The 16,799-nt window shown below is 60.1% G+C and carries 14 protein-coding genes; 11 read left to right on the forward strand and 3 right to left on the reverse strand.

Going from position 1 to position 16,799, the window contains the following annotated elements:
- Positions 1-468: 468 nt before the first annotated feature.
- Together ABD819_RS19190 and ABD819_RS19195 are read left to right on the forward strand one after the other, a co-directional pair.
- Positions 469-864: a hypothetical protein gene (locus tag ABD819_RS19190; RefSeq protein ID WP_345127029.1), complete on the forward strand. Its 396-nt coding sequence runs from the start codon at positions 469-471 to the stop codon at positions 862-864.
- A gap of 97 nt (positions 865-961) precedes the next feature.
- Positions 962-1,423: a DUF4268 domain-containing protein gene (locus tag ABD819_RS19195; protein ID WP_345127031.1), complete on the forward strand. Its 462-nt coding sequence runs from the start codon at positions 962-964 to the stop codon at positions 1,421-1,423.
- 141 nt (positions 1,424-1,564) lie between these two features.
- Here the strand turns inward: ABD819_RS19195 and ABD819_RS19200 are convergent, their stop codons facing one another.
- Positions 1,565-2,251: a hypothetical protein gene (locus ABD819_RS19200; RefSeq protein WP_345127033.1), complete on the reverse strand. Its 687-nt coding sequence runs from the start codon at positions 2,249-2,251 to the stop codon at positions 1,565-1,567.
- Between the two features lie 434 nt (positions 2,252-2,685).
- On the opposite strand from ABD819_RS19200, the gene ABD819_RS19205 reads away from it, so the two are divergent.
- From ABD819_RS19205 to ABD819_RS19245, 9 genes are all read left to right on the forward strand, one after another.
- Entirely contained in the window at positions 2,686-3,366 is a 681-nt protein-coding gene (locus tag ABD819_RS19205; protein WP_345127035.1) for a hypothetical protein, read from the forward strand.
- A gap of 39 nt (positions 3,367-3,405) precedes the next feature.
- The gene (locus ABD819_RS19210; protein WP_345127037.1) at positions 3,406-4,089 is read left to right on the forward strand and encodes a hypothetical protein; all 684 of its coding nucleotides are present in this window, start codon (positions 3,406-3,408) and stop codon (positions 4,087-4,089) included.
- 40 nt (positions 4,090-4,129) lie between these two features.
- Entirely contained in the window at positions 4,130-7,966 is a 3,837-nt protein-coding gene (locus tag ABD819_RS19215; protein ID WP_345127039.1) for a LamG-like jellyroll fold domain-containing protein, read from the forward strand.
- Between the two features lie 353 nt (positions 7,967-8,319).
- Positions 8,320-8,688, forward strand: coding sequence for a hypothetical protein (locus tag ABD819_RS19220; RefSeq protein WP_345127041.1), 369 nt, complete (start codon positions 8,320-8,322; stop codon positions 8,686-8,688).
- Between the two features lie 124 nt (positions 8,689-8,812).
- Positions 8,813-11,800, forward strand: a complete 2,988-nt coding sequence (gene secDF / locus ABD819_RS19225; protein ID WP_345127043.1) for a protein translocase subunit SecDF — start codon at positions 8,813-8,815, stop codon at positions 11,798-11,800.
- A 198-nt stretch (positions 11,801-11,998) separates the two neighbouring features.
- Complete coding sequence (locus ABD819_RS19230; protein WP_345127045.1) at positions 11,999-12,613, forward strand: RNA polymerase sigma factor; 615 nt, start codon at positions 11,999-12,001, stop codon at positions 12,611-12,613.
- A 191-nt stretch (positions 12,614-12,804) separates the two neighbouring features.
- Entirely contained in the window at positions 12,805-13,182 is a 378-nt protein-coding gene (locus ABD819_RS19235) for a hypothetical protein (protein ID WP_345127047.1), read from the forward strand.
- A gap of 11 nt (positions 13,183-13,193) precedes the next feature.
- A complete protein-coding gene (locus ABD819_RS19240; RefSeq protein WP_345127048.1) occupies positions 13,194-13,775 on the forward strand; it encodes a YceI family protein in 582 nt (193 codons plus the stop codon).
- A 24-nt stretch (positions 13,776-13,799) separates the two neighbouring features.
- Positions 13,800-14,717, forward strand: a complete 918-nt coding sequence (locus tag ABD819_RS19245; RefSeq protein WP_345127049.1) for a DUF5777 family beta-barrel protein — start codon at positions 13,800-13,802, stop codon at positions 14,715-14,717.
- A 91-nt stretch (positions 14,718-14,808) separates the two neighbouring features.
- Here ABD819_RS19245 and ABD819_RS19250 read toward each other — a convergent pair whose 3' ends face one another.
- Positions 14,809-15,411: a NifU family protein gene (locus ABD819_RS19250; RefSeq protein ID WP_345127051.1), complete on the reverse strand. Its 603-nt coding sequence runs from the start codon at positions 15,409-15,411 to the stop codon at positions 14,809-14,811.
- Positions 15,412-15,561: 150 nt separating this feature from the next.
- Positions 15,562-16,641 (reverse strand): chorismate synthase, encoded by a 1,080-nt coding sequence (gene aroC / locus ABD819_RS19255; RefSeq protein ID WP_345127053.1) that lies wholly within the window; start codon positions 16,639-16,641, stop codon positions 15,562-15,564.
- Between the last annotated feature and the right edge of the window lie 158 nt (positions 16,642-16,799).

The following is a 16,799-nucleotide window of genomic DNA, read 5'->3' on the forward strand; positions in this document are numbered from 1 at the left end:
GGTGTTGGAACCACAAAGGTCGACCCGCCCCGTTTTAGCCTATAATCCCTTCAAACAAGCGGCAGAAGGCACTGTTTACTCACAAATAGCTGTTTGACAACTGATTGAAAAATCATGGGGTAGAGTAATTGCCCCCTACAAGCACTACGCCGACATCGTAATTCCCAACAACCGCCACTTCGAAAAGGGGCTGGAAGTGCTGGTCGGCTTCCTGCAAAGCAAAGTCCCGAAAGGCCTGTAGCCTTTGCCGACCGGCCGCAAGTGCAGTGCGTTACACCCAAAAAAGCCTCACTCGATGAGGCTTTTTGTTGACCTTTTTTCGCTGCTACCTAAAATATAAGTAAAAATAGATTATATTGCATCTGTCAATCAAAACCGGGCAGCTGAAACGCCGTAACCTCGTTGCGGCATCTACTGCTGAGGCAATACTCTTTTGTTGAGGCAATACTCTTTTTTTCCTTGTATGGTATGAAGCACTTTACTACTCCCTTTTTGCGCCTGATGGCATTTGCTGCCTTTGCGGGGCTCGTGAGCTGTGACAAAAACAGCCAGACCGGCGTGCTGCAACACCCGCCGGGCAATGCCGCCCTGCGCGGCGAGGTAACGCCGGACAAAGGCTACGACCAGATGTTTGACGCGACGCTGCCCAAGCTCAGCAACACCACCTACCTCATCATTACCAAAGCAGCGCGGGGCAGCGTTTTCACGGTACATACCGGCCCGCTGCCCGTGGCCGACCACGCCGTGTGCTTCGCCAGCACCAATAACCCCGGCTTCCGGGAGTGCGTGGAAGAATATTACCAGAGCGCGGGCGTCGTGGCCGTTCAGAGCAACGAGGCCGGCTGGTGGGCCACACCTTTGTGAGTTAAGAGTTAGAAGTTGAGAGTTAAAAGTTGTCCTAAACACACTTCCTGACAACTCTTAACTCCTAACTCCTAACTTTTAACTCTTAACTCCCCCAATGTACAGCAAAGCAGAAGTTACCCAGCTCCGCCAGGCATTCTGGACGGCGCTGGGGCAGTATATGGCCCCCGTGCCCTCGGCCGAGGGCGACACCACCAACTGGATAAACTATAAAACCGGCCTCAAGCACGTGTATTTCCGCATGCAGGCCGACAACCGCCGGGCCAGCATCGGCATCGAGCTGCTGCACCCGGACGCGGGCATTCGGGAGCTGTTCTGGGAGCAGTTTGGGGAGCTGCGCCCGCTGCTGCACGAAACCCTGGGCGAAACCTGGACCTGGGAGGCCGAAGCCACCGATGCCAACGGCCTGCCGCTCAGCCGGATTTACACCGAGCTGGCCCCGGCCAACCTGTTCAGCCGCGACGACTGGCCAGCCCTGATTTCGTTCTTCAAGCCCCGGCTCATCGCCCTGGACGCGTTCTGGACCGATGCGCAGTATGCGTTTGAGGCGTTGAAATAGCGAACGGAACGGCCCCGCCATCATGGGCCGATAGCCCGAGTACCCCGAATTTCCAATTCGGCCGCGTGAACGAAGCATAAGCAAGTCGTTCGCACGGCCGAATTGGAAATTCGGGGTACTCAGGCAGCTTGTATCTGCTGCTTAAACCGCTTTCGGGCTTTTGGCCAGGTCGCTGCCGCCCTTGCCGCCGGTGCTGCCCACGCGGCGGGCGCGCTTGTAGGCGCTGTGCAGGGTGGGATTGAGGACGCGAAACACTTCCATGGGCTTGTCGAGCTCATAGACCTGCTGCATGAGGGCGCGGAGCAGGTCGGAGGTGGACTGGTTGCCCTGGCTGCGCTGGTCGATGAGGACGCTGGTGGTGCGCACGGTGGCGGCAAAGGCCGTTTGCCGGGCGCGCAGCTGGTCGAGCACGGGCTTGGTGAGGGCGTAGGGGGCCAGGGCTTTGGCGTGGCCGTCGGCATCGGCGAAGAGGGCGGCAGCCACATCGCGCAGCTCCTCGGGCTTCATTTTGCGCAGCTGGGCGCTGCCCAGCGTGGCCCGGGAGAGGAGGGCCGTGTCGCGGGTTTTGGTGGCGATGGCGCGCAACGGGCCCAACAGGGCGGGCAGGGTGGCCAGCAGCTCGGTGCGGGCGGTGCCGGCCTGCTGGGTGGTGGCGGTGGTGCTGAGCGGGGCCGCGCCCACGGCGGCCGTGAGCAGCTGGTAGGCGGGGGCAATGTCGGCGGCTTCGGTGGCGGCCATTTCGCTGGCCCCGATGGCGGCGGTGTTGTCGGCGATGAACTGGACCAGCACGGTGGTCATGGCGTATTGTTTGTCCTCGTGGGCATCCATAAAGCAGAAGGGTTGGAAGGTGTAACCGGTAGAATGGCAGCCGGCCCTCAAGGTTAGTGCATTTTAGGGACATTGAGGGAAATGCCAAAAATAATTGGCAACAGGAACAAAAATTAATATTGAATCCTAGAAATAACATTTTACATTTAGTTCGCTGATTAGCTGCACGCTTCCACCGTTCAGCTACTGGCTAGGGATAATTCCACGGTCCCATTTTCGTCTTGAGTTTCTCTACCGAACTCCTGGCTGCTTGCAACTGGCAAGCCCCTCGACGTTCGTGCATCGGTTTGCACGCTGCTGGTCGGTTTCCGACCCGTAACGTTTTCCTTTTTCTGGGCTCTTTATTCAGGCTTTGCGGCTGATAACAGGAGTAAGCCATTCGGGCGACTCATGCGTCCCGATTGGCTTGCCGTCACTAGTATTTCTATTTCTTTATGAAAACACTACTCTTTTCTGTCGGGGCCTGCCTGCTGTTGGCAGCAAGCTGCAACAAGAGCGATAACCAGCCCGCCGAATGCGCCCAGGTCAGCCAGGCCCCGGCCACTTTTCTGGCCTACTGGTACTTCCCCAAAGGCTCGTACTGGGTCTACCAGAAGCGCGGCTCAAATCCGGTCGAGGTCGACACGGTCACCGTCATCTACACCGAGGTGCGCGTGTTCCGCCCCGGGGCCACTACCTACGGGCTGCCCACCTGCACCGAGCTCTACGACTGCGCCCTCTGGCACTCCAACCGCCGCTACTTCAGAAGTACTAGTGTCAACGATGGCTACCGCGGCTCCGAGTCGTTCGAAACCCAGGAGGAAAACGGCCAGTGGTTCGTCTCCCAAGGCGCCAATTATATGTATCGTTTGGGCTTCTCCTGGTCCTATCCGCAGCGGTCGGTGGGCCAGCCCATCGCCAACACGGGCCCCACCTTGCTCGACACCATCCCCGTTACCGTCCCGGCCGGCACCTTCCCCCGCTCGGCGCACCTGCGGGTGAACGCGGTGAACGACTCCACGCAAGGCCCCTCCGTGCGCTCCTACCACCTCACGCAGGGCGTCGGCACTACCCGCCGGGTGTACGCCACCCTCGGCACCTGGGAGCTGCGCACCTACTACATCGCCCCCCGATAACCCTTTTCCTGTTTTACTGCCCCTTTTTCTCCCATGCCCATGAAAACCCTCCTACTGAGTTTGACCGCGGCCCTGCTGTTGGCAGCAAGCTGCAACAAGAGCGATAACCAGCCCGCCGAATGCGCCCAGGTGCAGCGTGCCCCGGCCACTTTTCTGGCCTACTGGTACTTCCCCAAAGGCTCCTACTGGGTCTACCACAAGCGCGGCTCGAATCCGGTCGAGGTCGACACGGTCACCGTCATCGGCACCGAGCTGCGCGTGTTCCAGCCGGGCCAAACCGCCTACGGCCTGCCCACCTGCACCGAGCTCTACACCCTCAACGCCTGGCACTCCAACCGCCGCGTCTTCCGCGGCCGGAGCTCGTTCAACGACTTCCGCGGCCTCGAATCCTTCGAGAGCCAGGAAGAAAACGGCCAATGGTTCGTCCGCCAAAGCAGTGAGGCGGGCAACCTTATCCCGCTGGGTTTTCTGTGGTCCTATCCCCAGCGTCCGATGGGCCAGCCCATCGCCAACACGGGACCCACCCTGCTCGACACCATCCCGGTGACCGTGCCCGCCGGCCGTTTCCCCCGCTCGGTGCACCTGCGCTTTCCTGTGGTGCTGGATTCGAGCCGGGGCAGCTTCGCTCGGGACTATCACCTCACGCGCGGCGTGGGCTGCACCCGCGTCGCCTACACTAACCTAGGCACTTGGGAACTAATCGCCTACCGCCTGGCCCGCTAGCTTCGTTTTTACTATTGTTTCACTTTTTCCCATTTTCCACATGAGAAATTTTCTACTCGTCCTCTGTTTGTGGGCCAGTTGGGCCCCTGCGTGGGCCCAAACCACCGACAGTACCGAAACCTTCGGGCCGGCACCCTACCAGCTGCGGTTTCAGTCCTTCGAAACCGCGAAAGTTACGGGCTCGCTCGTGTTGCCCCTGATGATTGATGCTCAGCAGAGCCTGGAAGCCGTCGGCTACCAATCCATCAGCGACAACAAGGAATACTTTCAGTTCGGTGCCGCCGAAATAGAGCAATTAGGCCCCGTTGCGGCGAACAACCGGTACACCGTCAACTTCACGCTTAGCTACGACGCCAACGAGCGGCCCTTTTACCCGGTGCGGGTGAGCGTGTTGCTGGCCCAGCCTGCCATATCGGGCACCCCAGCCCGGACCTACCAGCGCGACTGCTACCTCTATTTCACGCCCTACAACACGGTGGAGGTATGGGACCAGACCGACTACGAGAACCTGCGCCGCCAGTGGCTCACCGACGACGGCCTGCCCAGCAGCGCCCGCGTGGCTCTTAATCGGGAGGATATTCCCAACTCTGACATTCCGGTAGACTACCGTGCGGCCGATGCCGAAGAGTTCGATATGGTCTTCGTGCCAGGCCTGGCGTATGCCGTCCCGATGCTTTATCCCAACTTTCAGGGGTACAACGATGGCACGGGCAACAATCCGCCCCCCGGTGGTGCCAATAATTCCTTGTTAGGAGTTAATGTCTTTAAAGGGCAGATTAGCAACCAGCGGATTTTCACGTACCACCAGCCCGATAGGGGTGTGCGGGTACAACTCCCGTTGCGCCGGGGCCGGGTGGAAGTGTGGTGGGACGTGCGCGGCGGCAGCGACCAGCACGTCAAAACCTTTTACACCGACAACGAAGGCTACCTGACCGAGAATGGCAGCCGCACGGTGCGGTTCTCCTTCAGCACGTTCAGCTTTAGCGGTGCCCCGCAATCCGAGCAGGTGTACCTGCGCATTAAAATGCAGGACCAGTGGAACCAGAACAACGTGTGGAGTGCCTCCATCTCGAATTTTCCACTCATCACCGACACCCCCCGCCAACTGCTGGCATATAACGCCAGTCCCGCCGTGTACCCGGCGCTCGCCTTCGGGCAGCCTACCGCTACCGACAATGCCATTGAACTCCCCGAAACGCAGGGCCTCAAGCCCTTTACCTGGGCAATGGCCTGCCGCGACCAGGTTTGGAATACACTGAATGGAACCAGCGCCCCCCAGCTTGCCCACTCTCTGGTCGTTTTGCTCATCAATGACCCGAACCCCAACAGGGCCTACTACAGCACAAGCGACCGAGGCATTCGACTGGCTTCCAATACCCGGACGTACGAGTTCGTGCTGATGCACGAATTTGGCCACTTTTTGATGCATGATTTGTCGCGCGGCTCGAACCTGCCGGGCCCCGGAGGGCCTCACAGCGGTGCGTATAACAATTCACACGAAGGCACCACGGTTTCCGAAGGATTTGCCAATGGGTTTGCCTTCATCATGGACGAGATGACTAGTCAGGAACTGGACCAGGAGTCAGGGGCCGGCTGGGCATCTTCGGACTACCACCAACAAATTATTTTTGGCAGCTCTGGTTTTCCCGAGAATCCCAATCTAACCCACCCGTTCGTTAGCGAGCTAACGATGGGGGCCATTCTGCTGGACCTGTGGGACGGTCCGAACAATTTGGCCGCAGTGGGCAACCCACGAACGCCAAATACCTACGAAGATGTTGACCTTGTGACCGGTGTAGCCCAGGAACAATATGAAATGCCCCTGTACCGCATCCTGAGTCCGTTATTTTATACGATTCCCGCCTCAATCACCCAGTATTTCGCAAGTCTGCTTGGGGACAACAGCACCGACGCGGCCGACAACCAGCGCATTCGGGAAGTATGGTACTACAACTTCAACGCTGCCATCCCAGCCATCAACACCGCCGCGTTCAAGGTGCTGAACATGGACGAGATTGACCCGGCCGTCACCTTCACCACGCCCAAGTTCAGGCCCCGGTTTCCAGGGGATGCCATCGGCACGTCGGCGGGGGTACTGCCCGGCACCACGGTGGCACCGCTCACGGTCACCTACCGCGGCACCGACACCGGCGTGCTCGACGGCCCCAACGACTCGTTCAATGTGACTACTTACGTACAGGACCAGTACGACAGCTCCGGCCGCCACATCAGCCAGGAAACCAAGAATGCCAACGGCGTGACCCTCACCGACCCGGTGCGCGTGACCAACGGGGCCGAGTTGGGGTTGCACAGCGGGGCCCAGCCGCGCTGGCAGAATCGCACCGGAGGCCTCACCACGTACACCAAACGGACGAACCACCTCGAAATCGCGTTGCGCGCCCAGGCCCGGCTCACCCTCGGCGACGGCTGCCAGGCGCTCATCGGGTCGGTTTCGCCCTACCAAACCACCAGCGTGAGCCTCTACGACGACACCTACATCGTGGTGGAGCGGGGCGCTACCCTGAAAATCGAGGCCGGCTCTACCCTGAACATTTGGGAGAAGGGCACCCTGCTGGTACGCAACGGCGGCACCCTGCTGGCCGATGGCAGCCTGATGATTCGCTGGGGCGGCCACATCTGCATCGAAGCCGGCGGCATTGTGCGCTTGTCGCCCACCAGCACGCTGTATGTGGACGGGGGTGCCCAGATGGGCGTGCGGCCCGGCGTGGGCCTGCCCACTACCCTCAACTGCACCAACGAGGTGGCGGGTTGCGGTGGCACCACCACTATTCTCAACCCCGGCGTGGTGAACGTAGGAAGCCGCAACGAGGCGCTGCGGTTTGATGGCAACGATGCCGTAGCCATCGCCAACACCAACTCCCTGGTCAACACCAGCCTCACCCAGCAGTTCGCGGTCGAAGCCTTCCTGCGGGCCGACAACCTCAACGTACCCAACGCGCAAACCATTTTCTCCAGCCGCCACTTCGCCACCAACGGCTACGATGGCATTCTGTTTTCGCTTTACGGCGGCCAATTGCTGCTCCAGCTCGACGGCCGGAACTACTATTCCTCCGCCAACCTGCTGCCCAACGACAACGGCTGCCACCACGTAGCTGTCACCCGCGACAACGCCAACCGGGTGCGGTTCTACATCGACGGCCGGGAAACCACCTATTCGCCCACCACGCCCATCAACGCGCACTCCGATGGCAACCTGAACCTGGGTGCCGATATGCTGACCGGCTCCCACAGCGAGTTTTTTGGCGGCCTGCTCGGCGAAGTCCGCGTGTGGAACACTTGGCGCAGCGGCGACCAAATCCGGCAGAACCTTCGGTCAAAGCTAACCCCGCAGACGGGCCTAGTAGCCTACTACGACATGCAGGACGCTTCAAACCAGCAGCTCAGCGACCTTTCTGGGGTGCCAATTCCAGTACCCGGCACCCTGGGGGTGGACGTGAATCCCAATCAAGACGACCCCACCTGGGTCACACAGTGCGCCTTGGCCTGCACCGTACAGGGTAATTTCCGAACCACACCCCTGGATTGGACGCCGCCCGACTCCACCAACAATCGCATCACCAAACTCTCCAAAACCAGACCTGCTGCTACGACTAAGTTCCTCAGCCAACTGACCCTTTCTCCCAACCCCGCCACCGGCGAAGCTACCATGCATTTCCATCTGCGGGATGCCGGCAAGCTCGATATCAGCATCCAAGACATGACCGGGTATACCCGCACGTCCGCGCTGCCCTCGACTACTCTTGAAGCGGGCGCGCACGAAGTGAAGCTGCCGCTTCACACGTTACGAGCGGGCCTGTACCTAGTCATCGTCAACAGCGCCGATGGCCGCGATATAATCCGGCTAGAAGTCAAGTAGCAGAATAACGACGCGTTAGCCATACTGCTACAAAAGGCCACTAACGCACAGTTAGTGGCCTTTTTCGCGTTACAATGCCTTGCGACTCGGGTTTACAGACTTTCGACTTCGATGAACAAGCCTTCGACTTCGCTTCTAAGGCTTACGACTTCGCTTTTCGGGTCTTCGACTTCGCTGCACAGGTCATCGACTCCGGTTTACACCCCTTCGACTGCGGTTTATAGGCTTGCGACTGCACTTCTCAGGCTTGCGACTGCGATTTACAGGCCTGCGACCCCACTTTTCAGGCAGCCGACCTATCTCTTGCGCCCATCCGCGGCAAAATGGTATCTTTGCAGACCCCGTTTGCCGCCATGCCCCAGTTGTTTGCTCGTTTTTGGTTTTCGCTCCGCTTTGCCTGGCTCGCCGCCACGGTGCTGCTGGTGCTGGGCCTGAACCAGCGGGCCGTGAGTGTGTTGCGCCTGCCCGTGGGCACCGGCGAAACCCGCGTGGCCAAGGCCACAGTGGTGAAACAAAAGGTCCTTCTTGAAGCCACCACGGCGGGGAAGTACCTGGTGGCTCCGCTGGCCGAGGCCTGGCTGCCCACTCCTACTACGGCCACCGCGTGGCTGCCGGCCCTGCGCCGGGCGCTGGCCGTGCCGCGCCTGCGGGCGGGCATCCGGGCCGGCGAGGTGTTCCGGGCGCGGCTGCTGGCCGTGGCGCTGTCTCCGCAGGCCCCTTAGTTTTTAATTAAGAATTAGGAATTAAGAATTAAGAATTGGCTTTGGCTGGTTCTTGATTCTTGCTCCTTCGCACCCGTTTGACCCAATTTTTAATTCTTAATTCTTAATTTTTAATTCCTTACCAATGCGTAACAAAGGATTTATCATCGCACTTACCGTCATTGTGACGGCGCTGTGCGCGTACTTCTTGTTCTTCACCTACATTTCGCGGGGGGTGCAGAGCAAGGCCGTGGCTTATGCCACGCAAAACGGCAAGCTCAACGAAGCGGCCCGCCAGCACTACCTCGACTCGGTGTGGCGTGCGCCGGTATTCGGCCCGTTCACGTACCGCGAGGTGCGCCAGAGCGAGCTCGGCCTCGGCCTCGACCTGAAAGGCGGCATGCACGTCACGCTGGAAGTTTCGCCGGTGGAAATCGTGCGGGCCATGAGTGGCAACAGCAAGGACGCCGCCTTCAACAAGTCGTTGGAGCAGGCCCAGGAGGCCCAGAAAACCAGGTCGGGTACGCCATTCACGGCGCTGTTTGCCCAGGCTTACCAGCAGAACGCGCCCGGCAAGCCGTTGGCTACCATTTTCGCTAATACGACGAACAAGAGCCGCAACATCACCATCAACTCGAGCAACGAGAAGGTGATTGGCGCGATTGACAAGGAAGTAGAAGAAGCCATCGACCGCTCGTTCAATATTCTGCGTACCCGCGTCGATAAGTTCGGCGTGAACCAGCCCAGCATCCAGCGCGTGAAAGGCACCGGCCGCCTCCAGATTGAGCTGCCCGGCGTGGATAACCCCGACCGCGTGCGCAAATTGCTGCAAGGCCAGGCCAAGCTGGAGTTCTGGGAAGTGTGGAATCAGAACGAAGTAGGCCCCTACCTGGTAGCCCTCGACCAGCAGCTGGCCGCCAAGGCCGCTGCTGCCACCACCAGCCCCGCCGTGGCACTGAACATGGCCGATACCACGGCTACGGCCGCCGCTGGCGACTCGTCGTCGCTCGCTTCGCAATTGGCCAAAAAATCGGCCAAAACAGCCGCTGACTCGGCCGCTACTTCCGCCAAGGGCGGGGTGCTGGCCAAGCTCTTCACCATGCCCGGCCGCCTGGGCGTGAACCTGCGCGACACCTCGGCCATGAACCGGATTCTGCGCTCGGCCGAAGCTAAAGCCGCCTTGCCCCCCACCCTGGCCCTCACCTGGAGCCTGAAGCCGACCACGATTGACAAGCAGGAGTACCTGGAGCTGATTCCGGTGCGCAAAACCCGCGACGGCGTGGCCCCCATGGGCGGCGAAGTGGTGAGCGATGCCCGCGCCGACCTCGGCCCGAACGGCCAGCCCGAAGTGCTGATGAACATGACGCCCTCGGGCGCTCGCAAGTGGCAGAAAATGACGGCCGCCAACGTCGGCAAGCAGATTGCTATGGTGCTCGACGACTACGTGGTTTCGGCCCCGGTGGTGCAGGGCGAGATTTCGGGTGGCGGCACCAGCATCACGGGTAGCTTCCAGGTGGAAGACACCGATGACCTGGCCAACCAACTGAAAGCCGGTAAGCTACCCGCTCCCACGCGCATCGTGGAAGAGGCCGTAGTAGGTCCGTCGCTCGGCCGCGAAGCCATCAACCAGGGCCTGTACTCGTCGCTGGCCGGCCTGGTGATTATCATGATTTTCATGGCCCTGTACTACGGCCGCGCCGGTGTAGTAGCCGACGTGTCGCTGCTCTTCAACATGTTCCTGATTCTGGGCGTGCTGGCGCAGTTCGGCACGGCCCTCACGCTGCCCGGCATTGCCGGCCTGATTCTGGTAATCGGCTCGTCGGTAGATGCCAACGTACTGATTTTCGAGCGAATCCGGGAGGAACTCGACCACGGCCTGACCCTGACCGATGCCATCAACAAAGGCTACTCGCGGGCATTTTCGGCCATTTTTGACTCGAACGTAACGACCATGCTGATTGCCGTAATTCTCGGCTTCTTCGGCACGGGCCCTGTGCAGAGCTTCGCCATCACCCTCGGTATCGGCGTGCTCACCTCGTTCCTGTCGGCGGTATTCGTGTCGCGCATCATCATCGAATGGCTGGTGAAGGGCAACGAGAACCACCCGATGACTTTCAGCACCTCGATTTCGCGCAACCTGTTCAAAAACCTGAACTTCGACATCGTGGGCAAGCGCAAGCTGGCTTACTCGTTCTCGGCCTTGTTCATCATCTTCGGCTTTGCCGTAATGGCCTACCAGGGCGGCCCGAACTTGGGTGTTGACTTCAAAGGTGGCCGCGCCTACGTGGTTGACTTCAACAAAAACATGGAGGCTTCCAGCGTAGCCGATAAGCTCCGCCCCGTGTTCCAGGGCTCCGGCCTCGAAGTGAAGCAGTACGGCGCCCCCGACCGTCTGCGCATCACCACCGGCTACCTGGCCGAGGATGAAAGCACCGATGCCGACGCCAAAGTAGCCGCTGCCCTCAACCAGGGCCTGCAGCAGTACAGCGCCGATGCACCGACCATCCAGTCGACCTCGAAAGTGGGTGCCACGATTGCCGACGACATCAAGCGCACGTCGGTGCTCTCGCTGGGCCTCACGCTGCTTGGCATCTTCGTGTACGTGTTGTTCCGTTTTGAGAAGTGGCAGTACTCGATGGCTGCTGTAGTGGCCCTGTTCCACGATGCCCTGCTCGTGATTGCGGCCTTCCCCATCGCCCGTCTGTTCGGCCTGAACTACGAAATGGACCAGATTTTCGTAGCCGCCCTGCTCACGGTTATCGGCTTCTCGATGAACGACACGGTAGTTATCTACGACCGTATCCGCGAGTACCTGCGCGAGAATCCCAAGCTGACCTTCGCCCAGGTGGTGAACCCAGCCCTGAACTCGACCTTCTCGCGGACGATGATTACGTTCACGACGGTGTTCCTGGTGGTGCTGGTGCTTTACATCTTCGGTGGTGAGACCCTGCGTTCGTTCTCCTTCGCCATGATTATCGGGGTGATTTTCGGCACGTACTCGTCGCTATTCATCGCCACCCCGATTATCCTCGACACTTACGGCAAGAAAGAGGAGCGTGAGCGCCTCGCCGCCGGTGAGGACGTAACCGGCCTGCCCGGCGACGCGCCCAAGCTGAGCACGTCGAACGTGTAAGCGCGGAGTTAATCGGATTTCACGAAGCATTTGTGAATCCTAGACTGCAAAAAGGCTGCCCGATGGGCGGCCTTTTTTGTGCGCCTCACACTCCGGCCAGGGAGCTAAAAAACCGCCAAATCAACTAATTACGTAGCTTAGGCAACGCTTTCCGCTTACCTTCCGAGTGGTAGTCAGAAGCCCACCAACCGCCGCCCGATGTTGCACGTGTTACCCTCCAATTCTGGTCCTCCACTTACCCTGCCGGAGCTGCTGGCGGCCTGCCAGCGGCAGGAGCGGGTGGCCCAGCGCCGCCTGTATGGCCAGTTTCACGGCTTCGCGATGGGAATTTGCCAGCGCTACGCCCGCGACCGCGACCAGGCACTGGAAGCAGCCAACGACGGTTTTCTGAAAGTATTCCGCGACATCTGCCGCTTCGATGCGGCCCGCCACCCGACCGATGTGCTGGGGTCTTTCCGGGGCTGGCTGAAGCGAATCATGATTCACACGGCCATTGACCATTACCGCGCCAACGAGCGCCACCAACACCACCAGGAAATCGACGATACGACGCTTTCCTATGCCGATACCGCTGCCACGACCGTGCCTGCTTCATCAATTAAGCTAAACTATTCGGAGCCCCACGCTGTCAAACTCCTAGCGGCCCCCTCAGGCGCACCCCATTCCAAAACCACCGAAATGGCTTTCGCAGGTCCCCACCGTGAGCAGGCAGCAAGCCAACCCGAAGTTACCGCTACGCCCGCGCCACCGGCAGAAGCCAGCAGCGCGGCTAACGAACCCATCCGTATTGGCCGTGACGACGCCGGTGGCTGAGGCCCATATCCGCAACTCAACCGCCATCGCTGGAGAGGATTGGCCAGGCAAAAAATGTCTCTTCGGCGTCAGTGGCTACGGACGAATCGCGGGGAACTGCTGCCACTGAAGCCCCGGCGGTGCTACGGCTACCTGACTTCTTATTTCATTTCTATTACTGACTGATGTTTGTGCCCCATCTATCTCCTACAATGAGCCGAATACTACTGCTGGGAGTTGCAGCCTTGTTGGGCAGTGCGGCCGGCTGCACCTATGCCAACGGCGACCAGGCCCCCATTGTGGTGCCCTGCGATGCGACCAGCCAAACCGTTACCTACTCCAAAGTAATTTCGCCCATTTTTGATGCCAACTGCCGGCAATGCCACGCCAGCAACGTGGCCTTTACCCTGGGTGGAGGCGTTATGCTCGGCGATTATCAGAGCATCACACGGTACGGAGTCGTCAGCCTGCTGGGCTCCATCGAGCACAGCCCAGGCTACGACCCCATGCCCAAGGGCCGGGCCAAAATGGCGGAGTGTGACATTGTCCGCATCAGGGTTTGGCTGGCTGCCGGAACACCTAACAATTAATTCTATTCCTTATGAAATGGCCTTTTTCGCTACTGCTGGCGGTGCTGTGGCTACTGAGCCTGAGCGCGGCGCACGCCCAAACCCGGTACCTGACCAAAACGGGAAAGGTGTCGTTTTTCTCGGCTACGCCCCTCGAAGACATCGACGCGCACAACCAGCAGGTGGCCGCCGTGCTTGATTTGGGCACCGGCCAGCTGGCGTTTTCCCTGCCCGTGAAGGGGTTTATTTTTAAGCGCACCCTGATGCAGGAGCACTTCAACGAGAACTACCTGGAATCGGACAAGTACCCCAAAGCCACGTTTACGGGCCGTTTTGTCGGGCTTGATGCGGCCACGCTTGCCACGCCCGGCCCCCACGCCGTGCAGGCCGCCGGCGACCTCACCCTGCACGGCGTGACCCGGCGCATTCAGGTGCCCGCCAGCCTGGAACTGAAAGGCGGCCAGTTGGTAGCCACCGCCGCCTTCACCATCGCCTCGGCCGACTACGGCATCGAAATTCCGCTGCTCGTGCGCGACAAAGTCGCCAAAACCGTCACCGTGCGGGTAGACCTTACCTGCGCGCCGATGGCAAGTGTGGCCGGCTCGCCGCGCTAGTTTTTCATCGTTTTTCCCTACGCTATGCCTCGCAATTCTTACGCCTCTTATCTGTATTCGGGCCTGCTGCTGAGCGGACTACTGGCCCTGGCTACCCCCGCCCACGCTCAAACCGACCTGCTGGCTGACCTCGAAAAACAGACTGCCGACTCCACCAGGCGCGAGGTAGTGACGGCTACGTTCAAGGGCACGCACATCATCAACGCGCAGTCCGTCGAAACGCCGGGCCAGGGCACGCTGGCCTTCCTCATCCAGCACCGTTTCGGCACGCTCAATAGCGGCGCGTACGAGTTTTTCGGGCTCGACCAAGCCGTGCTGCGCCTTAGCTTCGAGTACGGCCTCACCAGCCGGCTGGCGGTGGGCGTGGGGCGCACGAACATCGACAAAACGTTCGATGGCTTCGTGAAATACAAAGCCTTAGAGCAAACCACGGGCGCGCGGCCCATGCCGGTTTCGGTTACGCTGCTGGCCTCGGCGGCCATCACCACGTTGCGCTTCACCGACCCCGCCGTGGAGCGGAACACCGCTTCGCGGGTCGACTATGCCTACCAGGCCCTGATTGCCCGCAAGTTTAGCCCCGGCCTGTCGGTACAGCTCATGCCCACGCTCATTCACCGCAACTTCGTGGCTACTTCGGCCATGCAAAACGATGTGTACGCCATCGGGGCCGCCCTGCGCCAGAAGCTAACCAGGCGCGTCGCCTTCACCGCCGACTATTTCTACCTGCTGCCCGGCAACACCGCCCGCAACTACCGCAACGCCCTGGGCCTGGGCTTCGACATTGAAACCGGCGGCCACGTTTTCCAGCTGCACTTCACCAATGCTAAAGGCATGACCGAGAAGTTTTTCGTGCCCCAGACCGATGGTAATTACTTCAACGGCGACATCTACTTCGGCTTCACCGTAGCCCGAAATTTCACGATTAAGTCGCAGCTGAAGTGAGTTAAAAGTTAAGAGTTAAAAGTTAAAAAGGCCCACCTAAATTACCAGGCGGGCCTTTTTAACTTTTAACTCTCAACTTTTAACTCGTCTCCTAAACCGTGATGCCTTCGGCAACCACGCTTTGCACCTCGGGCACCATGCGCTTCAGCAGATTCTCAATGCCGGATTTCAAAGTAACCGTGGCCGAAGGACAGCCGGAGCAGGAGCCCTGCAGGTTCACGGTCACGACACCTTCGTGGTAGCTTTTGAAGGTGATGTTGCCACCATCCTGCTCCACGGCGGGACGCACGTAGTTGTCGAGCAGGTCGATGACTTTCTGGGCAATCTGGCCATCCTGCTGGGTGGGGTCGCCGGCGGTGGCGGCCTGAGCGGCCTTCTGCTCAGCGGCGGGGTCTACCAGGAAAATGGGGCCCCCGGCCTCCACGTAGCTTTTCAGGAACTGGCGCAGCTCGGGAATAAGCTGGGTCCAGGCCATTTCGGGCTGGCTTTTGGTGACGGTGACGAAGTTCTGGGCGATGAAGACGCGGCCCACGTAGTCGAACCCGAACAGCTCCTGCGCCAGCGGCGAGTTGGCGGCGGCTTCGAGATTGGGATAATCCACGCTCACGCCATCGACCAGCAGGTTCGAGTTGAGGACAAATTTCATGCTCTCCGGGTTGGGAGAGGCTTCGGCGTAAATGGAAACGGCGGACATATGGCTAGTAGTTAATGGTCAGTGATTAACGGTCAGTTTCACAAACAACTCATTGCCTCCCGGATTCAACCGGGCAACAAGCGACTGACCATGCAAAGGTACAACCGCGACGAGGTGGCGGAGGTTGCAAATGTACCTACATTGATTGAGTTAAACCCGGTTGGCCCGGGCGCGCAGCAGCAAATCGGCCAGCACGAGCTGGGTCATGGCCTCCACGATGGGCACGGCGCGGGGCAGCACGCAGGGGTCGTGGCGGCCGCGGCCCACCAGCGTAATGGCCTCGCCCTGGTCGTTGATGGTCTGCTGGGGCTGGAGCAGTGTGGCCACGGGCTTGAACGCGACCCGGAAATAAATATCCTGGCCGTTGGAAATACCGCCCTGGCTGCCGCCGCTGTGGTTGGTGCGGGTACGCACGGCCCCGGTTTCGTCGGTATAAAATTCGTCGTTATGCACCGAGCCCGGCAACGTTGTGCCCGCAAACCCGGAGCCGAACTCAAACCCTTTCACGGCATTGATACTGAGCAGCGCGTGGCCCAGCACGGCTGGCAGCTTATCGAACACGGGCTCGCCGAGGCCGGCCGGCACGTTGCGGGCCACGCCGGTGATGACGCCGCCCACCGTATCGTGCGCCGCCTGCGCGGCCCGGATGCGCGCTTCCATCAGCGCGGCGGTTGCGGGGTGCGGGCAGCGCACCAGGTTGCTGTCGATGAGCCGCAAATCCAGCGCCTCGTAGCCCACGGGCACTTCCACCTCACCCACGGCCGAAACGTAGGCCACGGTATCGATGCCGAAATGGGCCAGCAGCCGCGCGGCCACGGCCCCGGCGGCCACGCGGGCGGCCGTTTCGCGGGCCGAGCTGCGGCCGCCGCCGCGGTAGTCACGGCGGCCGTACTTCACGTCGTAGGTGTAGTCGGCGTGGCTGGCGCGGTAGGCGTTCGCAATGTGCGAGTAGTCGTCGGAGCGCTGGTCGGCGTTGGGAATAAACAGGCTGATGGGCGTGCCGGTGGTAATACCCTCGAACAGCCCCGACTGAATATGCACCGTATCGGCCTCCTTGCGCGGCGTGGTCAGGTCGCTTTGACCGGGCCGGCGGCGGTCCAGCGCGGCCTGAATGTGGGCCGCGTCCACGGCCACGCCCGCCGGGCAGCCGTCAATAATTACGCCGATGCCCGCCCCGTGCGACTCGCCAAATGTGGTGATGCGAAAGAGAGAACCGAAGGTATTAGACATGGGTAATTAGTGGTTAACGATTAATAGTCAGTGGTTAATGATTAACGGTTAGTGGTTAACGAGTTGCTATTGTCGCGTACTATCAAAGGTGCTGCCTTGAGCGCACAAACTCAAAAATCAACCACTAGTCATTAAGTTGTTAGTCATTAGTTGTCAGT

Source organism: Hymenobacter antarcticus, from assembly GCF_039539545.1.
Lineage (GTDB): Bacteria > Bacteroidota > Bacteroidia > Cytophagales > Hymenobacteraceae > Hymenobacter > Hymenobacter antarcticus.